The sequence below is a fragment of the Pseudomonas sp. SWRI154 genome (assembly GCF_014268645.1).
Taxonomy (GTDB): domain Bacteria; phylum Pseudomonadota; class Gammaproteobacteria; order Pseudomonadales; family Pseudomonadaceae; genus Aquipseudomonas; species Aquipseudomonas marvdashtae.
In genome coordinates, this window is the sequence record NZ_JABWQW010000010.1 from 39,259 (window position 1) to 59,593 (window position 20,335).

Consider the following 20,335-nt stretch of genomic DNA (forward strand, 5'->3'; position numbering starts at 1 on the left):
TCCTTACTATGTCGGGTGGAAAGCTACCGACTCAGCCTTGACTCATCGTCCCTGAAAAACTCGCCTCCACCGGCCCGATAAGAAAGACCGCACCCACGCCATCCCATTGCACCGTCACGCTTGCGCCATCGCATTCAACCTCGACGGAATCGTCCAACAAACCACGACGGATACCGTTGACAACCGCCCCGCAGGAACAGGAACCAGAACCCAGCGCAATACCCGCCCCGCGCTCCCAGATGCGCAGTCGAATATGACATCCAATGCGGAGCCATCTGCGTTCCAGAACATCACGCGCGCATCAGCATCGTCGCAATCGAGCAGCACGGCGAGTTGGTTGAAGCCCACGCCCCGGTTCCGATTACCCATTCGCTGGACCATGGCACTTGTCATTGGGTTAACGGCGTTTCGCGCGTCGACGATGACGAAGTCGTCGCCATTGGCATGCATCTTTTGAAAGCTCAACGGCATGGACTGATCCTGACAGGGAAGAATGGGGGCCATCTGATCGGTCGTAAAATCGCCACGCTATAAGTTATCCGTTGCCCTACACAGTTTGCTGTCCCTCAAGAATGAAGGGGGGAGCTGCGTCGATCCCGCAGGCAATTGCTGGAGTGTCACTGTACATTCATGACGCCCCGCCGCTTCCAGCTGGTAATCCATTCCTGCCTCCGGGACAAAGCTGAACATGTTGTAGCACTGAGCCCCGATGTAATGAAAAGCGATGGGCTTTCCGGCGGGCACTCGCAGCTCAGTCACTACCGTAGAGGGCGAGGATTTGCCGATAGCCGGCATGCCCAGGTTCTCACCGTTGCGATTGGCGTACCCATCGCGGAACGCCACCATCACCCCCGCGCCCGGCAGACGGAAGTCCACGCAATCAGACTTGGGGACAGCCCTGACCATGCCATCGCTGATCACCCGCAAGCGCGCGGTCTCACCATCATCGGGCGTTGAGTAGGGAGTGGAGAAAGAGCGGACGTCCGACAGCGCTCCGCAGCCGCTGAGCAGCGCCAGGAAGCTGAGGTTAAAGGCATGTCGCAGCGCGCGAAACGTACTGTGGGGGCGAATGTCAGTTCGGGAGTTGAGGTGGGGAAACATTTGGCTCACGATGATGCTCCATGCAGGTCAGATATCCAGCGCCAACGACGGTCGGAAGGGACGCGATGCCAGCGCGAGATTTTATAAAGCGTTCAGGGACTCGCTGCAATGGCCGGTGCATCGGGGCGCACGCCTGATGATCCGGGCCCACTCGAACCTCATCAGCGGATTGGCCCTCGCCGTGGTCGCGACGCTGAGCTGGGCGTTGAACTTTATTGCGCCTTACGTCACCGGTGCCTACACGATCTATGACTTGATGATCGTAAGATTCTTGATCGCCGGTGCCCTGGGCCTGGCTGTCGTGCTGATCTACCGAGCCCAGCTTCGACGCCTGCTCCCCAACCAGGTATTTCTGGCCGCAGGCCTGGGCGTGATCGGCTACCTCGGCTACAGCGCCTGTATCGCCGCCGGCATCATCTTCGGCGGGCCGGTGCTGACCCCCGCCTTTATTGGAGTGGTGCCGGTCTTGCTGGCACTGCTGGGCAACGCCACGACCAAAACCCTTCCATGGCACAAATTGGCGATCCCGCTGGTTTTCTTGACGGTTGGACTTCTGCTGTCGAATCTCGGCGCGATCCACCAACCCGTCGCAAGCGATGGCTCGTGGCTGATGGGCTTATTATTTTCAATTGGCGCCGTGGTGTTGTGGCTCGCATTCAGTTGGTTGAATCAGCGGGCGCTGCTTAAGCTGCCAGCCGATGCATCTGGCGCGTGGACCGGTCTCATGATGGCCGGCGCCGGAATCGGCACCTTGTGCTTGTTACCGGCGGTACAAGCCCTCGACCTGCTCAAACTGCCGAGCCTGGGGTTTCATGTTTCCGTTGCCGGGCGTTTATACCTCTGGGGTTTCGTTATCGCATTGATGTCGTCCGTCATAGGGGCCTGGGCTTGGAACGCAGCGTCACGGCGCCTGCCCATGGTGCTTTCCGGGCAATTGATCGCTCTGGAGTCGTTGTTCGCGACGTTGCTCGGCTTGTGGTTTCATGGCCGGCTGCCGACAGCTCTGGAGACGACAGGTCTTGCGGCTGTGTTGGTTGGGGTGGGGATGGGGGTGCGTATCATTCTGGCTTCCCGTGGGGCGTCAACTGACCCCGGCCCTTGATCAGCAGACGACTGCCCTACCCTTTGTCAGGCTCTTCGACTGTTTTTTTGCGGCCCTTCGAAGTCACCACTTTGTACTCACCAGCGCCGGGGTCTTTCACTGAATGGGCGGTCAACGGGTCGTTGCGAAAGCGGTGATACGCTGAATTTTTGCCGACGGGAAGACGAACAGTTTCGATATGAGCCGCCTCTATCGAGCCTGCGGTCAAGAAAGCACTCGGCTCCATCGCAAATCGCTCCGCCAGCGCGTACGCCATCTTGTGACTGATAGGCCGATCGCCATTGAGCACCTTGGACACCGCCGTTTTATCACCGATTTCAGGGAGGTCTGAACCGGTCAGCCCGAGCGTCTCCATCAGGTCCTTGATCAATTGCACAGGCGTACAGGTCATCTCAAAAGAAGCATTCGATTCGCGAAACTGGTCGGAGTCGCGCTGGTAGGCCAGGATTTCGTCCTCGAGCTCAACGAGAATTCTCTCCTCGGTCTTGCTCAGTTCGCGCCCGTCAGTGAGTTCATCGAGCAGGTCGGTCGCACGGTCATAGTCGGCAGGGGTCTTGATCCCATACACAAACTCACCGCGCAGGCGATCCAGTACCGCGTGTAGCTCGCCAAGCGTTGCGATCACCGTTTGAAGGTCGTTACGGGCTGCGCTCATCGTCTTACCCCTTTGTTTCTTGCATACCAGACGTTGGCAACGTCGTAATCGGCATGCGTGTAGATGTGTTTGACGTAGAACTTCTGCCGGGCATAGTTGACGCCGCCTATCACCCTGGGATTGTTACCGCCTACGTCGATCACCACCCAATTCATTGCGGCTCTGGGCTTGAACAAATCGACACCGTGCGTACCGAAAAGCTTTTGCAGGTCGGCGAACGCCTTGGGGCGCGCCATCCTCAAAATGCGCAGGCATCGATCAAGCCCGGCCTTGTCGTTCGGGTACAAAATCGCAGCGTCGTCAAAACGTGATGGCGTGAGTATATCCATGGGCTTCCTTGTCTTCGGGCCGATGGTACTCTTGTTGTGTTTTTTCACAACCTCTGTTTGATGACTGCTGGGTGCATTCATATGTGGAAAGGTTTCAAAGGCGCAAGCGGCGGCGGGCTCAAACAGAAAGGGCGCGTTGCGCAAGGGATTTGGCAACGCTCCCATCAAACGGACGCTCGAACGCATGAGGCATGCAGGCCGTCAGTGGGCGGGTTTCACCCGTCGCATGAGGTCGTCCAAGGCGTAGGTATCCAGAAAAGCCGTCACTTCAACGATCTGGCCACTCTTGAATGTCATGTGCCACAGATAGGTGTTGTCGTAGGGTTTGTGATCCAGCGCCGTGGCCGTTCCACTCCAAAGAACCGCCACGACATCGCCCTCGGCAACGATACTGCGCACCGTAGGGACAATTGGCGTTGCCAGCCTCGCAGTAATTGGCCGCACGGCTTGGGCCAACTCAGCCTTGCTGGCGTAGACAGCAGAAACGGGGCTCGTGCCGGCCACGGTCCATTTGGCATCGGGCGCCAGCAGATCGAACGCCGAGCCTTTTCCTTGCTGCCAGTTAGCGAATGCCTGGCGAACCAGATCCGTGTTGGTGTTTTGAGTGTTCTCCGAGGCCCAGGCGTGGGCCGTTGAAAATATTAAAGACAACGCGAGAACCTGGACGCGCCAAGCCAAACTCATCCACTTCATCAGATGTACCTCACAGCAGTTCAACGGGTAAGGGCTTTCAGGAAGCACCTTAACGGCATGCGCCGTTAAGCTTTTGCCCGATACTGCTGTGGGGTTGCATGATGCTGTTCAGTGGTCTGAAGTTCGCTTAAGTAGACAGCGCAGCAAGATACGGCCGCGCAACATTTTCATAGAACGCCTGCGCCGCCAGGTTCTTATCTTTCGCCTCCAACATAATGTCGAAACGGTCCAGGAACCTGAGCGCGTAAGTGTTGGTCCAGCCGTTCCACATTTGATCACTGTGGCCGTACAAATCACGTTTGGAAACGGCCTTCAACAACGCCTCCATCTCAAGCTTGCGGTCCGCATCGAAACCCAACTCCTGAAGGCGCTCCGGCGGCTGCGAGTAATGCATGGTGGGCCGAACCCCACGCCAACTTTCGATGATGCGATCGACTCGCGGGGAGTCCGGCGCGATGTAATCATTTTCGTTGATCCAGCAGTGATGAATGTCCAGCACGACGGGGGCAAGGTCAGCGAGTTGCAGGCAATCATCCACGCCGTAAGTCTTCTCCTCGTTTTCAAACGTGATGCAATTGCGTGCCACTTCCGACAGTTGCGGCCAGACCCCACGAATCCCCTCGCCTCCCAGGCGCCCAGCGATGTGCACGTTGCATTTGAAATCCTGGAAGCGCCGTCCGTAGCCCATCATCCGAATCATGTCGGCGTGGTATTCAAACTCGGCGATGCTGTTTTCCACCACCGATGGTTTATCCGAACCCAACACACAGTATTGGCCCGGGTGAAAAGACAATCGGATATCCGCCGAACGCGCCACCTCGCCAATCGCAGCGAAACGCTCTTCAAGTTGACGTTGAATAACCGGGTCCCGATAAAAGCCGCGCACTTTCGGATGGCTGTAGAACGGCAGCAGGTCGCTACTCAGGCGAAGCATGCGCAGAGTAGGCGGCAACTCGGCAACGTAGGCGATCAGGCGCAACTGCGCGTCGAGATTGTGGGCGACCACTTCCACTAGCTTGTCGCGGGCGACCTGGGGAGAGACGCCGTCCATCCAGCGCAACGTCGTGGTGCGAGGATTGAATGGGCTTTCGATTGCTTTTAACGCGCTGACTGAAAGGCCGCGATCTGGGTGCCGATATTGGCAGGCGAAGCCGATTCGGGGGTGGGTCATGGAGTGTCCTGGCCGTTGGGTCCGTATGTGCGGTAGACATTGCGGTGGCCGAGTGGTGCTTTTTGATTGGCTATTTGACAGCAGACAGCAAACCTGCGGACTTACATACCGAGTTACGCCGAACTAAGAAAGTAGGATAAATCTGGGAGCTACGTAAGAGAGTGCGTTTACGTTGGGTATCTACCTGAAACCGACTTGTTGGCCTTACAAACAAGCTCGGCGGTCGCTCACGAGGTGGGCTATCACGACCCGCTGGCCTATCAAGACATCGGCTACATCAATCCCTCGCAAACCAAGACCTTCATAACCAGACAAGGCAAGCCACGCAACATCTGGAACGAGTGGCTAAAGCGTCAGGAGGATCAGGTTGGTCGTAGCCGTGAGGACAGCATCGAATGGCATCGACAACACCATAGATCCATACCATTCTGGGTCGTCGTCGAAGCTTGGGACTTAGGAACCGCATCGAAATACTACGAGATCTTGAAGGACAGCCACCGGAACGAATCTGCAAGCGGTTTGGCCTCTCCCACACAAAAATCTTGAAAGAATGGCTGCGAGAGATCAACACCCTGCGAAACCGGTGCGCCCACCACAGCCGCATCTGGAACCAGGTTTCAGCCAATCCGCTGCCCACCATTCCGAATGATCGCTACTTCGAAAGACTTTCCCTCGATTCGAATGCAACGAGCCGTCTATACGGATTGATTGCGATCATTTGGTATCTGGTCACAACCATCGGAGCCAACTCGAAATGGATACAGCAGGTTGCAGACGTCATCGACTCCAAGCCTATGGTGCCGGGCTGTCCATTTGCATCGCTGGGTTTGCCTGATGAAACAGGATTCCCCCGGGCGCTGTTTGGGATCTGACTATGCTTTTGTTTCCAGATGGGTCCCATATCGCCCTTTTCCACACACCAAAAACCACAAACCCCCGACTTTCTCTAGGAAAATCAGGGGTTTGTGTTTGTAGAATGTGGCGGTGAAGGAGAGATTCGAACTCTCGATACAGTTTCCTGTATACACACTTTCCAGGCGTGCTCCTTAAGCCACTCGGACACTTCACCGTGTCTCGGCAAACTGTTCAGTCTGTCGAGGCGCGCTAATGTAGTCGAAAGCTTTTCCGATGGCAAAGGTTTTTTTCAGAATTTTCATGTGGTTAAGGCTGGCTGGCGTTTCAAACGCGCCGGGGCATGGCAAACCGGCCAAACTCCGGCTTTGTCTGTGTGCTGCGCTATAGAAGCAGGCGCGGCCTGCTGGGCGGGCCGGGATGTTTGTCGGGGGGCGCGGCTGACCGGCGAGTCAGTCACGGTGCTTTACCTGGCCTGCGGCGGTGGGTAACGTCTGCTTCACTTCTCTTACAAGGAATAGCGCCATGAGCGACCTGATTGCCTACCATCTCGAAGACGGTATTGCGACCCTGACCTTGAACAACGGCAAGGTCAATGCTATCTCGCCTGACGTGATCGTCGCGTTCAACGTCGCGCTGGACCAGGCAGTGGCCGATCGCGCGGTGGTGATCATCACCGGGCAACCGGGGATCCTGTCGGGCGGTTACGATTTGAAAGTGATGACAGCTGGGCCCAAGGAGGCGGTGAGCCTGGTCGCGTCCGGCTCGACCCTGGCCCGTCGCCTGTTGTCCCACCCCTTCCCTGTCATCGTCGCGTGTTCCGGGCATGCAGTGGCCAAGGGCGCGTTCCTGTTGCTGTCGGCGGATTACCGCATCGGCGTTGAGGGTCCGTTCACGATTGGCCTGAATGAGGTGCAAATCGGCATGACCATGCACCATGCCGGCATCGAGCTGGCCCGCGACCGCTTGCGCAAGTCTGCCTTTCACCGCTCGGTCATCAATGGCGAGATGTTTAACCCGCAGAGCGCCGTGGATGCCGGCTTCCTCGATAAAGTGGTCTCGGCTGACGAGTTGCAAGCGGCGGCATTGGAAGCGGCGCGCCAGTTGAAGAAGATCAACATGACGGCCCATAAAAACACCAAGCTCAAGGTTCGCAAGGCGCTGCTGGAGACGTTGGACAGTGCGATTCTGCTGGATCAGGAATATATGGGCTGACCCCCAAATCATTCAGGGATCATTGTGGTGAGGAGCGGCTAGCGCTTTGTCCTACACATGTCGAGTAAAAGTCCGGCAACCGCTCTAGCACGCTTCTTTCAAGTTGCTGCTAGATAAACACTTAAACATCGGCCATCTCCTACTTCTATAGGGACAATTGCTGAAAACAGTGCACATCCGTACACTGCGCCACCTTTTGTCCCAATGGGGCCTGTTGATGTTGTTTGCATTGCGTATGTCTTTGATGGCCTTGCATTTTGTCTTAGCGGGTGTGCTGGGCGTGATGCTGGGGCTGTGCCGGCCGTTCAACCCCGACAACAGCCGTTTATGCGCCAGGCTGTATGCACTGCCTGCGATGTGGATCCTGCGCCTGCGGGTGAAGGCCGAGGTCGATACGCTGGTGAACAAATCCCAGGGTTGCGTGATCATCGCCAATCATCAGTCCAATTATGATCTGTTCATGTTCGGCAACGTGGTGCCGCGTCGTACCGTGTGCATTGGCAAGAAGAGCCTGAAGTGGGTGCCGCTGTTTGGGCAATTGTTCTGGTTGGCGGGTAACGTATTGATCGACCGCGGCAATGCGATCAAGGCGCGCCAGTCGATGCTGGCCACCACGCATACGCTCCAGCACGAGAACACGTCTATCTGGGTGTTCCCGGAGGGTACGCGTAACTTGGGCGAAGAGCTGCTGCCATTCAAGAAAGGCGCGTTTCAAATGGCGATCGCCGCCGGGGTGCCGATTATCCCGGTGTGTGTCAGCAGCTACATCAAGCACATGCGCCTAAATCGCTGGCGCTCCGGTGACATTCTCATACGCTCGCTGCCGGCGATTCCTACGGCAGGCCTGAGCATGGATGACATGCCCAGCCTCGTCGCCCAATGCCGGGAACAGATGCGCGAGTGCATCGAGACGATGGATCGGCAGCTGCAAGCCGCATGAGCCAAAAACCCGCCTCCATGGCGGGTTTTCCATTAGCGGCGAACTCAGCTGATTTTGCTGACTCTCAAGCCCCATGGCGCGCTAAGCTGCACGTGCCTGCCACTGCCAATTTCCAAGAAGAAGTGAACCATCATCATGGGTAGAGTCGTTGCTGCTGCGGTTTATAGCGCCGGTAAGAAAGTCACCAACATTACCCTCGACGAAGGCAGCGCCTGGGCTGCAAAACCAGGACATTTCGTGTGGATCGGACTCGAAGAGCCGAGCACGCTGGAACTGACCAACCTGCAACGCCAGTTCAACCTGCACGAGTTGGCGATTGAAGATGCCATGGAGAAACACAGTCGTCCGAAGCTGGAGACATTTGGCGATGCGCTGTTTATCGTCACGTATTCGCCGGTACGCCAGGACGGCAAGCTGCAGTTCATCGAAACCCATATCTTCGCCGGCAAGGGTTACATCATCACCGCCCGCAACGGTCACTCCGCGTCCTACGCCCACGTCCGGCAACGCTGTGAGGCACGTCCTATTCTGCTGGAGCACGGGGAGGATTTCGTCCTCTACGCCATCCTCGATTTCGTCATTGAAAACTACCAGCCGGTGGGCGAAGCCATTCACGCCGAGATCGATGAGCTGGAGCGCAACGTGCTGTGCAGCGCCCTCAACGAGCGAGACATCCAGAACCTGCACAGTTTGCGCCGCGACGTGCTGCGCCTGCGTCGCTACGCGGCGCCGATGGTGGAAATCAGCGAGGAACTGCAGCGGCTGGATTTTCCGTTCATCGACAAGAATATGAGCCCGTATTTCCGTGATGTGCAGATTCACGTCACCCGCCAGATGGAAGACTTGGCGACCCTGGCGGACATTGCCAGCCAGACCATCGAGATTGGTGTGCTGCTCGAAGCGTCACGCCAGAGCGTGGTGCAACGCAAGTTCGCAGCATGGGCGGCGATCCTGGCGTTCCCGACAGCTGTCGCCGGGATCTATGGGATGAACTTCGAGAATATGCCGGAGTTGACCTGGCACTACGGCTATTTCCTGGTGCTGGGGTTTATCGGGGTAGGGTGTATCGCGTTGTGGGCGAGTTTCAAGCGGTCGGGATGGTTGTAGGAGAGGAGCAGCTGCAAGCTCTGAGCTTCAAGCTGCAAGTTCGGGCTTGCAGCGCTTGTAGCTTAAAGCTGCTTTTGAGCCACGAAACGCATCATCCATTCCGCCACGGTCGTGCCGTGATGCTCATGCTCAAGACTCGCCACGCCCTGGCTGTAGATTTGCTCGCCGAGGTGCTGTTGGCGGATCTCCAGCAAGGCCCGGGAATAATCGTGGATAAATTCCGGATGGCCTTGGAAGCACAGGACTTGATCGTTGATGTGATAGGCCGCGAAGGGGCAGAAATCGCTTGAAGCGATGACCGTGGCATTTTCTGGTAGCTCGGTAACTTGATCCTGATGGCTGATCAGCAAGGTCAATTCTTCCATTACCGGGCTCATCCACGGCGCCTTGGCCGCGAGCTTATAACGATGGGTGCCCACGCCCCAGCCTTGGCTCGCCCGCTCAGTCTTGCCACCCAGCAGCAGCGCCAGCAACTGATGGCCAAAGCAGACGCCCAACAACTTGTCGCCACGCTGGTAGCGGTCCAGTAGGTACGTCTTGAGGGTCTGGATCCAGGGATCGGTGCCGAAGGAGTCGGCCTTGCTGCCTGTGACCAGATAGGCGTCGAACTGCTCATCGTCACTGGGATATTGCCCTTGCACCACGTTGTACACGGTGAAATCGGCCGCAATGGGCTGCTGCGAAAACAGGCGCTGAAACATCTGCCCGTAACCCTGATATTGGTCGACCAGTTCCGGACGCAGGATATCGGTTTCCAAAATGCAGATGCGTAGCGACATAAAAAATACCTGACACGATGATGGGAATATTGCACACCCAGAGCCTGCCTTGAAACACCGCCCCAAGGCAAGCCCCCCTCTCGATCAGAACAACGCCTGGCTCGCGGCTTTTTCCAGCAACAGGGCGGGCGGTGAGAAACGTTCACCGTATTGATCGGCCAGGTATTGGGCACGGGCCACGAACGCCTGCACACCGTATTGGTTGATGAACTGCAACGCTCCGCCCGTCCAGGCCGCAAAGCCGATGCCGAAGACCGAGCCGACGTTAGCATCCGCCGTCGAGGTGACGACGCCCTCCTCGACGCAGCGCACGGTCTCCAAGGCCTGGATGAACAGCAGGCGCTCACGGATGTCCTGAGGCGGGATCTGCCGATCGGGTTTCTCGAAGCGGTTCTTGAGCACCGGCCAGAGGTATTTCTGTCCCTGGGCCGGATATTCATAAAAACCGCCGCCGGCGGCTTTGCCCGATCGCTTGTCTTTCTCGAGCAGCCAGTCAATCACGGCGAATGCCGGGTGCTCAATCGGCGTATTCCCTTCTGCTTGCAGGTCCTTGGCCGTTTGCGTGCGGATATGGCTCATCAGGCTGAGGGAAACTTCATCTGAAACAGCCAGCGGGCCGACCGGCATCCCGGCCTTGCGCGCCTCGGTTTCGATCATCGGCGCACTCACACCTTCGCCAAGCATCGCGATGCCTTCATTGATGAAGGTGCCGAAAACCCGCGACGTGAAGAAGCCGCGGCTGTCATTGACCACAATCGGGGTCTTGCCGATTTGCAGGACGAAATCGAAGCCCCGGGCAAGGGTTTCATCGCTGGTCCGCGCGCCCTTGATGATTTCAACCAACGGCATTTTTTCCACTGGGCTGAAGAAGTGCAATCCGACAAACTTGCTCGGGTCCGGCACCGCCATCGCCAAGCCGCTGATGGGCAGCGTCGAAGTGTTGGAAGCAATCACCGCGTCAGGTCCTGCCACCGCCTGGGCTGCCGCCGACACGCTGGTTTTCAAAGAGCGGTCTTCAAATACGGCTTCGATGATCAGGTCGCAACCCGCCAGGTCGGCATCGCTGTCGGTGGGATGGATGCGCGCCAGCGTGGCATCACGCTGTCCATCGGTAAGCTCGCCACGAGCGACTTTTTTGTCCAGCAACGCCGCCGAGCGGGCCTTGCCCTTTTGCGCTGCGGCCAGGTCGATGTCCTTGAGCACCACGTCAATGCCAGCCAGCGCGCTGACATGGGCGATGCCGGCTCCCATCATTCCGGCACCGAGCACGCCGATTTTGTTTGTCCGATAAGGCGTGAAACCCTGTGGGCGGGAACCGCCGGCCTTGATCTCGTTGAGTTGAAACCAGAAAGTGCCGATCAGGTTCTTGGCCACTTGGCCGGTGACCAGCTCGGTGAAATAGCGGGTCTCGATCAGATGCGCCGCGTCAAACCCCACCTGTGCGCCTTCGACGGCGGCGCAGAGGATTTTCTCCGGAGCCGGCAAGCAGCCCTGGGTCTTGCTGCGCAGGATCGAAGGCGCGATCGCCAACATCTGAGCGACTGCCGGGTCGGCCGGCGTCCCGCCGGGCATACGATAGCCTTTGCCGTCCCATGGTTGAGCCGCACTCGGGTTGGCGAGAATCCAGGCCCGGGATTTGGCCAGCAGTTCGTCGCGGTCCGCCGCCAGCTCATCGATCAAACCGACCTGCTGCGCCTGTTGCGGGCCCACACGCTTGCCTTCAAGCAAATACGGCAAGGCCTTTTCCAGGCCCAACAGACGCACCATTCGCACCACACCGCCACCGCCCGGCAGCAAGCCGAGGGTGACTTCCGGCAAGCCGATCTGCACCGACGGATGATCCAACGCGACGCGGTGATGACAAGCCAGGCATATTTCCCAACCGCCGCCCAGGGCTGCGCCATTGATGGCAGCGACCACGGGCTTGCCGAAGGTTTCCAAGGCACGCAGTTGCGCCTTGAGTCCCAAGACCGTTTCGTAGAACGCCTGGGCCTCGTGCTTGCCGACCTTGACCAGCTCGCTCAGGTCGCCGCCAGCAAAAAAGGTTTTCTTGGCGGAGGTGACGATCACACCGGCAATCGAATCTTTTTCAGCGATCAAGCGAGCTACGCAAATGGCCATCGCCTCGCGGTACATCGCGTTCATGGTATTGGCGCTCTGGCCTGGCATGTCCAGGGTGAGGACGACGATCCGGTCCTCGCCGGTTTCGTAACGAATGGCGTCGATCATGAAAAGTGTTCCTTGAAGTCGGGGCTCAGAGGCGTTCGATGATGGTGGCGATGCCCATGCCACCGCCGACACACAAAGTCGCCAGGCCATAGCGCTGGCGACGCACCTCCAGTTCGTCGAGCAGCGTGCCGAGGATTGCGCATCCCGTGGCACCCAAAGGGTGGCCCATGGCGATGGAGCCGCCGTTGACGTTGACCTTGACCGGGTCGATGGCCATGTCCTTGATGAATTTGAGCACCACCGAGGCGAAGGCTTCGTTGACTTCGAACAAGTCGATGTCTTCCACCCGCAGCCCAGCTTTCGCCAGGGCCTTGCGGGTGGCTGGGGCCGGACCGGTGAGCATGATGGTCGGCTCTGAGCTGGTGACGGCAGTGGCGACGATTCGCGCCCGAGGCTCCAGGCCCAGCTCGCGTCCCTTCGCCTGGGAACCGATCAGCATCAGCGCCGCGCCATCGACGATGCCCGAACTGTTGCCCGGGGTGTGCACATGATTGATCCGTTCGACATGACTGTAGACCCGCAACGCCGAGGCATCGAAGCCCGACTGCCCCATCGCCTCGAAACTCGGCCTGAGCTTGCCCAGGCCTTCAAGCGTTGAATCGGCGCGGATGAATTCGTCATGGTCCAGCAACACGATGCCGTTCTGGTCGCGCACCGCCACCAAGGATTTGTGAAACGAACCGTTGTCACGGGCCCGCGCGGCTTTTTGCTGGGACTGCATGGCGAACGCGTCGACGTCCTCGCGATTGAAACCCTCAAGAGTGGCGATCAGGTCGGCACCAATGCCTTGGGGCACGAAATGGCCGTGCAGGTTGGATTGCGGGTCCAGCGCCCACGCGCCACCGTCACTGCCCATCGGCACCCGCGACATCGACTCGACGCCGCCAGCCACTACCAGATCTTCGAAGCCGGAGCGCACTTTCATCGCGGCCAGGTTCACGGCCTCCAGTCCCGAGGCGCAAAAGCGGTTGAGTTGCACGCCGGGCACGCTCACGTCCCAGTCGGCCACCAGGACAGCGGTCTTGGCAATGTCGGCGCCTTGATCGCCCACTGGCGTCACGCAACCAAGCACAACGTCATCAACATGACCGGTGTCCAGGCTCATGCGCTGCCGTAACGCAGTAAGCAGGCCAGCAACCAGGTTTACCGGCTTGACGGTGTACAGCGCGCCGTCAGGTTTACCTTTGCCGCGAGGCGTGCGTAATGCATCGAAAATAAAAGCTTGGGTCATGACATCCTCGAACCGCTATCGGCATGGAACAAAACCCCTCCAACCTTAAGCCCAGCGGCACTGGATGCAATGACCACAGTGCTCAATGGCATTGACAGCCACGCTCAGACGAACGGTAGCGAGCTATCGGGTTAACCGTTTCAGGTGAGCAAGCTGTCTAGCAAAAGGCCCGGCAAGAAGCTGGCAATAGGCCTCATGCCTTTTTAATAGCCGAACAATTGGAATTGATACGAATTGGATCTAAGCCATGGCAGCCGTGGCCCCTAAGGTAAACCTTGTACAAGTAAGTCGTCGGGTTTTGCCGAGACGCTTGTTCAACAGGAAGTGCAACGCCAGCCGTGATGGAGTTACGCAGGCTGGCCTCAGGAAATAACAAAAAGGCGGGTCAGCCATGTTCAAACATTCGAAAGTTCGTCAAGCCGGACTCATTCTCTTTGCCACGACGCTGCTGTTGATTCTGCCGAATATCACCAAGGTGATCGGCTGATCCAGGCGCGTGGTGTCCGCACCCTCAGTAAATTGCATCGCCGATAAATACGAGACGGATCGTTGTTTCGACAACGGTGGCTGTGCCAACCTCTGCACTTCCCCCTCGACATGGACGGCGACGTATTGAAAGCACTCACATTGATTGGGGCGCTGCTGCTCAGCGCGCCTTCCTATGCCGCGCAGTTGGTGCTGGAGCTGGGTACGAATGCGCGCACCTGGCAAACCGAAGAGCTGCTCAAGCATCCAGAAGTTCAAACCGTCCAAATCACTGAAGATGTTTCCTACAAGAAACCCATGAGCTATCGCGCCGTGCCGTTGACCGCACTGCTGGCCGGTATCCAGTCGGACGATCATTTGCAAGCCGTGGCGCTGGACGGCTTTGCCGCCGAAATGCCCGCGGCGCCGCTGCTCAACACGAACGGCGCACGAGCGTGGCTGGCGATTGAAGACCCGGCCAAACCTTGGCCGCCGCTGGGGCAAGGCAAGCACAGCGCCGGTCCCTTCTACCTGGTCTGGACCGATCCCCAAGCGGGCCATATCAGCCCCGAGCAATGGCCCTACTCAGTGGCGACCATCAAGCGTCTCTCGGCAGTGGCCGACCGGTTCCCGGCGCTATTGCCCTCGCCCACCCTGGCCAAAGATGATCCAGTCAATAAAGGTTTCGAGTTGTTCCAAAAAAACTGCCTGGCTTGCCATCGCCTCAACGGCGCGGGTGACGCGCAGTTCGGCCCGGACCTGAACATCCCTTTCAACCCTACGGAATATTTCTCGGCAGATTTCCTCAGGCTCTACATACGGGATCCGCAGAGCTTACGCCACTGGCCCCAAGGAAAAATGCCCGGGTTCTCAGCGGCTGTGCTGCCGGACTCGGAGTTGGATTTACTGGTGGGGTACTTGAAGCACATGGCGGGGCGTAAGCAGCCATTGAAGCAGTAAGTTGGCCTTTGGGGTGAGCTTGCTCCTCACCCGCAAAGGCTCGCTTGCCAAGAGTTATTGCTGCTGCACGGTGATCACCGGTGCCTTTGTCACCAGCACCTTGGCATGCATCTGTTCGCCCCCACCGCCGCGGCGCATGCCACGCACCGGGCAAGCGTCGAGGTAATCCAGGCCAACAGCCAGTTTCAGATGCCGCTCCGGGCGAGCCAGTTGGTTGGTCACGTCGAAGCTGTACCAGGCGTCGTCAAGCCAGGCTTCGGCCCAGGCATGACTGGCCAGGTGTTCGCTGTCTTCGTTGAACAGATAGCCCGACACATAGCGCGCCGGAACACCCAGGCTACGAGCGCACGCCAGGAACGCGTGGGCATGGTCCTGGCACACCCCGCTGCCACCGGCAAAGGCCTCGGCCGCGCTGGTCTCCACTTCAGTGGTACCCGGCGTGTAGGCCATGTGCTGGTTCAGCGCGTGCATCAGATCAATCAACGCCGTGCGATTGCGATGCTGTTTGCAGTGCTCGCGAGCAAAAGTGCGCAGGGCCTCGTCCGCTTCGGTGAGCCGGGTGAAGCGCAGGAACGGTAATGCCGACTGGCTTTCATGCTCGGCTTCACGCAACGGATCGATGTCGACCTGGCCTCGGGCACCGATGATGATTGTTTCGTGAGGCTCGTCCAGGGTCAGCACATGAAGAATGTTGCCGAACGGATCGAGCTGCGACCGCACCGGCCTTGGCAGGTCCAACTGCCAGCTCAACACATGCTGGCGCTCACTGTCGTGAGGAGTCAGCCGCAGATACTGGATGCTGGCACGGACCAGGTCCTCGTAGTGATAGGCCGTTTCGTGGCTGATCGAGAGTCTCATATGACCTCCAGGTAGGAACGGTGGATGGCATTGCCCAGTTCACGCACCAATGGGATGAATTCGGTGAGCCAGGCATGCAGCCCCTCGTCGAGGATTTCGTTGATACCGGTGTAGCGCAGGCGCGCATCCATCTCCGCCGCCAGGCGTTGTGCCTGGCGTCCAGTGCTGCCAGGCAGGCTGGCGAGGATCTGGTCGATTTCTTCGGTACAAGCGCGCAACGAACGCGGCACGTCGACGCGCAGCAGCAACAGTTCGGCCACATGGCGGGCCATGGGAGCATCGCGATAGACCTCGGTGTAGGCCTCGAAGGAGGATAAGGCCCGCAGCAGGGCGCTCCACTGATAGTACGCGTGGGCTGTGCCATCACTGACGGCGTCAGCCTGGTCGCCCGCCATTTCGTAGCGCGCGTCAAGCAGGCGCAAGGTGTTGTCCGCACGCTCGATGAAAGTCCCCAGGCGTATGAAACGGAACGCATCGTTGCGCATGATGGTGCCGTAGGTAGCGCCTCGAAACAGGTGGGATCGCTCCTTGATCCATTCGCAGAAACGGCTCATGCCGTAGCGCCCCAAACCTTGCTCGGCAATGTCGCGAATTTCCAGCCAGGTAGCGTTGATGTTTTCCCACATGTCGGCGGTGATTCGTCCCCGCACTGCATGGGCACTGGCCCGCGCGGACCCGAGACAACTGTAGATGCTCGCCGGGTTGGCCGCTTCCAAAGCGAAAAAGTGCAGCAATCGCTCGGCATGCGGTTCGCCGTGCCTGTCGCGATAATCGTCCAGCGTGCCGGTGATCAACAGCGGCATCGCCAGTTCATGCAGACCGTCACCGTGTCCGTCCTGGGGCATCAATGACAGCGAATAGCTGATATCGAGCATTCGCGCGAGGTTCTCTGCCCGCTCCAGATAACGCGACATCCAATAAAGGTCCGAGGCGGTTCTACTTAACATGGCAGCTCCTTCAATCCTCGACCACCCACGTGTCCTTGGTACCGCCGCCCTGGGACGAGTTCACCACCAGGGATCCTTCGCGCAGCGCCACACGGGTGAGGCCGCCTGGCACCAGGCGGGTTTCACGGCCCGACAGGACGAATGGACGCAGATCGATATGCCGTGGGGCAACGCCGTTTTCGACAAAGGTCGGACACGTCGAAAGAGACAGCGTCGGCTGGGCGATGTAGGCATGCGGCTTGGCCTTGATCCGCTCGCGGAACGCGTCGATCTGCGCGGCCGTCGAGGCCGGCCCCACCAGCATGCCGTAGCCGCCGGAACCCTGGGTTTCCTTCACCACCAACTCTGGAAGATTCGCCAGCACATGGGAAAGTTCGGACGGGTTGCGGCATTGCCAGGTAGGAACGTTGCTCAGGATCGGCTCTTCGTCCAGGTAGAAGCGGATCATGTCAGTGACAAACGGGTACACCGATTTATCGTCCGCCACGCCGGTGCCGATGGCATTGGCCAGCACCACGTTGCCCGAACGGTAGGACGACAGTAGCCCCGGCACGCCAAGCATCGACTGCGGATTGAACGCCAACGGATCAAGGAATGCGTCATCGAGGCGACGGTAAATTACATCCACCGCTTTCGGCCCATCGGTGGTACGCATGAACACCTTGTCGTCACGCACGAACAGATCGGCGCCTTCCACCAACTCCACACCCATCTCCCGCGCCAGGAATGCATGCTCGAAGAATGCGCTGTTGAAACGCCCTGGCGTGAGCACCACGACGCTGGGGTCGTCCAGCGGGCTGGCACTTTTCAAAGTGTCGAGCAACAGGTTGGGGTAATGGTCGATCGGAGCGATGCGCTGGGCGGCGAACAATTCGGGAAACAGCCGCATCATCATCTTGCGGTCTTCGAGCATGTAGCTGACGCCACTGGGCGTGCGGAGATTGTCCTCAAGCACGTAGTACGTACCGTCGCCGTCACGTACCAAATCGACCCCGCAGATATGCGCATAGATATCACGGTGCAGATCCAGCCCTTGCATCGCCAGCTGATATTGATCGTTGGCCAGGACCTGCTCGGCCGGAATGATGCCGGCCCGGATAATCCGTTGTTCGTGATAGAGGTCGGCCAGGAACATGTTCAGTGCCTTGACCCGCTGGATGCAACCGCGCTCGACCACCCGCCACTCGCTGGCCGGAATGCTGCGAGGAATGGTATCGAAGGGAATCAGCCGCTCTGTCCCCTGTTCGTCCCCGTAGAGGGTGAACGTGATTCCGGCACGATGAAACAACAGGTCGGCCTCGCGTCGCCGTTGCGCCAGGAGTTCGTCAGGCGTTTCGGCCAGCCACTGGGCAAACGCTCGATAATGCGGGCGGACCTGGCCGTCGGCATCGTACATCTCATCAAAACCCGTGCGCATCATGCCGTACTCCTTGTTCCAGGCATCAGGCATCGCAAGGCCCGTGCCATTGGCATAAACGCTTGCTGCTCAAGGGGTTGGATCTGCCACCGGCGGTTCATGCCCCTATCTGGTGCAACCAGCCTCCTTGCCCCGAGCCCCCCGCTTCATTGCGACGCAACGTGCCGCTTTCCTGAGCATAGTCAGAGAAAAGCGATGAGGCTCGGGTTGGATACAGTTGGCTACAAAACATGACGGGTTGGCGGCGGGTCGAATGTATGAAAATCGCTGCCAGACACATGAAAACGGCCGACACGATGGCCAGCCGTTGCTGTGGATCTGTTGGAAAGTGTCAGGCTTGCAGGCGCCGAATCTCCTGCTTGACGCCCCACCCTTCGATGATGCCACCCAACGGTTCGACCACGGCTTCGAAGTTCATCTCGAAGTCGCCAATGTCATCATAAGTGGCGTACATCACCCGGCTCAGCTCCAATGACCAGGCGCCATCGTCCCGAGCGCTGATCTGCGCATTCAACGACTCTCCCCGAAAATGACCTGCCGCGCGCCGTGCCCGTTCCTCGTCGGGAAAAATGGCGTAGAACTCGATGGGATGAAACTGGGAGAAATCGAAACCGCCTTCTTTCATGCGGCGCAACACGCTGGTGCTGATGTCTTCTTGATAGGCTGTGCTCATGAAACGTCCTCCTAAAACCGATGGATAGACTTTCCGTCTTCCCGTGCGTGCAACCTGCTGTTGCAAGCGATACGGCATCAATAACCGTCGGGACACAAGCATGTAGCTGACAAGACCGGACCTTGGCGATCCTTTCGCTGATCTCGATTGCAGAGTAGCTTCAAGTCAGTGCGGCTGCCAAGCGGGACCAGACAATGATTTCATGAAACCGGTTTAATGCTGGTGATTTCAATGCTGTTTTGGGTCTTCAGACTCTTGACTGTGGGGTCCTCGGTGCGACCTTCCAGGTCGTTGAGGTCAAGCGCTTTCGAGAGAGGCACTAGCTTTTCACGAATCAGTTGTGCAGCTTGTTCCATCGTGGGCTCCTGGGCGTAATCAAACTGCTCGGCGATCGTTTCGCCGTGATCGTCAACGAAGGTGATTTCCCACTTTTGCATCAGTGTCTCCTTGATCGATGGAATGGCCAGGCTTACCCCTATCTCGACATTGGCGGCGAAACAATCGTTCCGCTGAGTTCATAGACGGCCTATATAAAACCGCCTCGAGGGCGGTTTTTCACAGAGTGATTGCCGTTATTTTTCGGCGCGTTCTTTCATCGCTTTCAACGTATTGAATGGCGCATCCACGACAAACTTGTTAGCGAGCCAGGACGGTACGTCGCCACCTGGTTCGGTATGGACCTGATAAATCACTTCGATCTGGCCCGCGTCCTTGGGCGTGAATTTCCAGAAGCCGTCGACTTGGGTCACGCGCACGAAACCTTTTTCTTCAGGCGCGTAAGTGGGCACGCCCTTGAGGTTGCGCGTCAGGCTGCCATCAGCGCCTTCGACGGTGGTGACTTCCAGCACGGAATCACGGGACGTGACCGGCCACGGCGTGTTGAATTGCGTATAGGTCCAGCTTTTGTTGCCTTCGTGCTTGAGCAGCTTCTGGCTCTTGCATTCATGAATCCAGGCGCACGCGCCGGACACGTCTTCCTGCAGGGCTCGCAGCTTGGCCATGGTGGTTTTCATGACGGTCACGCCACGGTAGGCCTTGTACTTGGAGCCGGCCACTTCACTGAGGGAAACCTGGATACCTTCCTTTTCCTTGGCGACCTGCCAGTCTTCTGCCTGGGCGGTCGCCGTTGCCAACAAGACAGTCAAACCACACAACACAGCCATACGATGCAGCGAACCCATAGTTGTTTTTCCTTATTGTCCAAGTTCGATCATTGACCATCACGCCGCCGTGACTTGCTCCCACCAACCGATCAGCCGAATGGCTTCGTCGCTGCTATGACCACAGACCTCGATATCGGCCTCGAACGCCGAGCACACCGCCGGACGTTCCGGTTGGCCAAAGATCTGGCACAAATTGTCGGCCGACAGTTGCACGCAACGTTCTCCCGCTGGTTTGCCCTGGGGCATGCCCGGGATGGGCGAACTGATGGAAGGGGCGATGCAACAGGCGCCACAGCCTTCACGGCATTCCATGACGACGATATCCTCACGACAGGTAATGATTGGTAACAGAGACAGAGTAACGGCTAAAACAGTCGTTTCAAATTGCCCGCCACGTGTTTTTTCATACATCGCCCGGTGACCGGGCGGTCAGCGACGAACAGCAGTG

General features: G+C 58.4%; 20 protein-coding genes, 1 tRNA gene and 2 pseudogenes. 6 read left to right on the top strand and 17 right to left on the bottom strand.

The annotated features are described in order from the left end of the window. Positions 1–31 precede the first annotated feature (31 nt). Both HU806_RS11360 and HU806_RS11365 read right to left on the bottom strand, forming a co-directional pair. Positions 32–471, bottom strand: a pseudogene (locus tag HU806_RS11360) (diaminopimelate epimerase). 57 nt (positions 472–528) lie between these two features. Next, positions 529–1,110: a hypothetical protein gene (locus HU806_RS11365; protein ID WP_527251145.1), complete on the bottom strand. Its 582-nt coding sequence runs from the start codon at positions 1,108–1,110 to the stop codon at positions 529–531. 127 nt (positions 1,111–1,237) lie between these two features. Here HU806_RS11365 and HU806_RS11370 point away from each other — a divergent pair, with 127 nt between their 5' ends. Further along, positions 1,238–2,203: a DMT family transporter gene (locus HU806_RS11370; protein WP_186611471.1), complete on the top strand. Its 966-nt coding sequence runs from the start codon at positions 1,238–1,240 to the stop codon at positions 2,201–2,203. A 16-nt stretch (positions 2,204–2,219) separates the two neighbouring features. Here the strand turns inward: HU806_RS11370 and HU806_RS11375 are convergent, their stop codons facing one another. The 4 genes from HU806_RS11375 to uvsE form a co-directional block, all read right to left on the bottom strand. Next, positions 2,220–2,858, bottom strand: a complete 639-nt coding sequence (locus tag HU806_RS11375) for a helix-turn-helix domain-containing protein (RefSeq protein ID WP_186611472.1) — start codon at positions 2,856–2,858, stop codon at positions 2,220–2,222. Continuing rightward, positions 2,855–3,373 carry a type II toxin-antitoxin system HigB family toxin gene (locus HU806_RS26480; protein WP_238350157.1) on the bottom strand — a complete coding sequence of 173 codons (519 nt, stop codon included), beginning with the start codon at positions 3,371–3,373 and terminating at the stop codon, positions 2,855–2,857. Before HU806_RS26480 ends, HU806_RS11375 begins: the two co-directional genes overlap by 4 nt. 15 nt (positions 3,374–3,388) lie before the next feature. Next, a complete protein-coding gene (locus HU806_RS11385; RefSeq protein WP_186611604.1) occupies positions 3,389–3,871 on the bottom strand; it encodes a nuclear transport factor 2 family protein in 483 nt (160 codons plus the stop codon). Positions 3,872–4,007: 136 nt separating this feature from the next. After that, positions 4,008–5,051, bottom strand: coding sequence for a UV DNA damage repair endonuclease UvsE (uvsE, locus tag HU806_RS11390; RefSeq protein ID WP_186611473.1), 1,044 nt, complete (start codon positions 5,049–5,051; stop codon positions 4,008–4,010). Positions 5,052–5,285: 234 nt separating this feature from the next. Between uvsE and HU806_RS11395 the strand changes: the two are divergent. Then, a pseudogene (locus HU806_RS11395) lies at positions 5,286–5,923 on the top strand (Abi family protein). A gap of 107 nt (positions 5,924–6,030) precedes the next feature. On the opposite strand, the gene HU806_RS11400 reads toward HU806_RS11395, so the two are convergent. Beyond that, positions 6,031–6,120 (bottom strand) — tRNA-Ser (locus HU806_RS11400). Between the two features lie 308 nt (positions 6,121–6,428). Here HU806_RS11400 and HU806_RS11405 point away from each other — a divergent pair. The 3 genes from HU806_RS11405 to HU806_RS11415 all read left to right on the top strand — a co-directional run bounded on the left by HU806_RS11405 (position 6,429) and on the right by HU806_RS11415 (position 9,165). Continuing rightward, a complete protein-coding gene (locus HU806_RS11405; protein WP_186611474.1) occupies positions 6,429–7,118 on the top strand; it encodes a crotonase/enoyl-CoA hydratase family protein in 690 nt (229 codons plus the stop codon). Between the two features lie 217 nt (positions 7,119–7,335). Continuing rightward, positions 7,336–8,058: a lysophospholipid acyltransferase family protein gene (locus HU806_RS11410; protein WP_186611475.1), complete on the top strand. Its 723-nt coding sequence runs from the start codon at positions 7,336–7,338 to the stop codon at positions 8,056–8,058. 135 nt (positions 8,059–8,193) lie between these two features. Then, on the top strand, positions 8,194–9,165 hold the full coding sequence (locus HU806_RS11415) for a magnesium and cobalt transport protein CorA (protein ID WP_186611476.1): 972 nt from the start codon (positions 8,194–8,196) through the stop codon (positions 9,163–9,165). A 62-nt stretch (positions 9,166–9,227) separates the two neighbouring features. Here the strand turns inward: HU806_RS11415 and HU806_RS11420 are convergent, their stop codons facing one another. The 3 genes from HU806_RS11420 to HU806_RS11430 all read right to left on the bottom strand — a co-directional run bounded on the left by HU806_RS11420 (position 9,228) and on the right by HU806_RS11430 (position 13,404). Next, positions 9,228–9,944 carry an amidotransferase gene (locus HU806_RS11420; RefSeq protein WP_186611477.1) on the bottom strand — a complete coding sequence of 239 codons (717 nt, stop codon included), beginning with the start codon at positions 9,942–9,944 and terminating at the stop codon, positions 9,228–9,230. Between the two features lie 84 nt (positions 9,945–10,028). Then, the gene (locus tag HU806_RS11425; protein WP_186611478.1) at positions 10,029–12,173 is read right to left on the bottom strand and encodes a 3-hydroxyacyl-CoA dehydrogenase NAD-binding domain-containing protein; all 2,145 of its coding nucleotides are present in this window, start codon (positions 12,171–12,173) and stop codon (positions 10,029–10,031) included. A gap of 25 nt (positions 12,174–12,198) precedes the next feature. Further along, positions 12,199–13,404, bottom strand: a complete 1,206-nt coding sequence (locus tag HU806_RS11430) for an acetyl-CoA C-acetyltransferase (protein ID WP_186611479.1) — start codon at positions 13,402–13,404, stop codon at positions 12,199–12,201. Between the two features lie 597 nt (positions 13,405–14,001). Between HU806_RS11430 and HU806_RS11435 the strand changes: the two genes are divergently transcribed. Continuing rightward, complete coding sequence (locus HU806_RS11435; RefSeq protein ID WP_186611605.1) at positions 14,002–14,829, top strand: c-type cytochrome; 828 nt, start codon at positions 14,002–14,004, stop codon at positions 14,827–14,829. Between the two features lie 54 nt (positions 14,830–14,883). Here the strand turns inward: HU806_RS11435 and HU806_RS11440 are convergent, their stop codons facing one another. From HU806_RS11440 to HU806_RS11470, 7 genes are all read right to left on the bottom strand, one after another. After that, positions 14,884–15,687 carry a transglutaminase family protein gene (locus HU806_RS11440; protein WP_186611480.1) on the bottom strand — a complete coding sequence of 268 codons (804 nt, stop codon included), beginning with the start codon at positions 15,685–15,687 and terminating at the stop codon, positions 14,884–14,886. Next, positions 15,684–16,634: an alpha-E domain-containing protein gene (locus HU806_RS11445; protein ID WP_186611481.1), complete on the bottom strand. Its 951-nt coding sequence runs from the start codon at positions 16,632–16,634 to the stop codon at positions 15,684–15,686. The genes HU806_RS11440 and HU806_RS11445 overlap by 4 nt, the downstream gene beginning before the upstream one ends. A gap of 10 nt (positions 16,635–16,644) precedes the next feature. Then, positions 16,645–18,054, bottom strand: coding sequence for a circularly permuted type 2 ATP-grasp protein (locus HU806_RS11450; protein ID WP_186611606.1), 1,410 nt, complete (start codon positions 18,052–18,054; stop codon positions 16,645–16,647). A 328-nt stretch (positions 18,055–18,382) separates the two neighbouring features. Then, positions 18,383–18,724: a ribonuclease E inhibitor RraB gene (locus HU806_RS11455; protein WP_186611482.1), complete on the bottom strand. Its 342-nt coding sequence runs from the start codon at positions 18,722–18,724 to the stop codon at positions 18,383–18,385. 200 nt (positions 18,725–18,924) lie between these two features. After that, complete coding sequence (locus tag HU806_RS11460; RefSeq protein ID WP_186611483.1) at positions 18,925–19,161, bottom strand: hypothetical protein; 237 nt, start codon at positions 19,159–19,161, stop codon at positions 18,925–18,927. A gap of 135 nt (positions 19,162–19,296) precedes the next feature. Then, on the bottom strand, positions 19,297–19,905 hold the full coding sequence (locus tag HU806_RS11465; protein WP_186611484.1) for an START domain-containing protein: 609 nt from the start codon (positions 19,903–19,905) through the stop codon (positions 19,297–19,299). Positions 19,906–19,944: 39 nt separating this feature from the next. Beyond that, positions 19,945–20,199, bottom strand: a complete 255-nt coding sequence (locus HU806_RS11470) for a YkgJ family cysteine cluster protein (RefSeq protein ID WP_186611485.1) — start codon at positions 20,197–20,199, stop codon at positions 19,945–19,947. Between the last annotated feature and the right edge of the window lie 136 nt (positions 20,200–20,335).